The 281-nt window shown below is 40.2% G+C and carries 1 pseudogene; it reads right to left on the bottom strand.

The annotated features are described in order from the left end of the window. Positions 1-48: 48 nt before the first annotated feature. Positions 49-281: pseudogene (locus COE25_RS30120) on the bottom strand (hypothetical protein); the annotation flags it as partial.

Below are 281 nucleotides of genomic sequence, written 5' to 3'. Positions count from 1 at the left end.
TTTAAAGTTAATAATTTGAAGCTCTTTAATATAATCACCAATATTCAATTAATCAGCTTCAGCCGAACGCTCAAACCATGTGTTGACCTCTTCTAGCCGTTTGGTATAAGCTTCGCGAATCGTATATGCAGCTTGAGATCCAACTGCCAAACGAAGCGGCGAATTGTCACTTTTTATAACGGAAATGATCAGTTCCACTGCTTTTGCCGGGTCGCCGATCTTGATGTTCGACATACCTTTCTCGTATGCTTCATAATGCGGAGCATATTCTTGTTTCTTCT

The organism is Bacillus sp. AFS031507, from assembly GCF_002584635.1.
Lineage (GTDB): Bacteria > Bacillota > Bacilli > Bacillales > Cytobacillaceae > Neobacillus.
The sequence above is the reverse complement of the archived record's forward strand: the minus strand, read 5'-3'. Positions and strand labels throughout refer to the sequence as shown.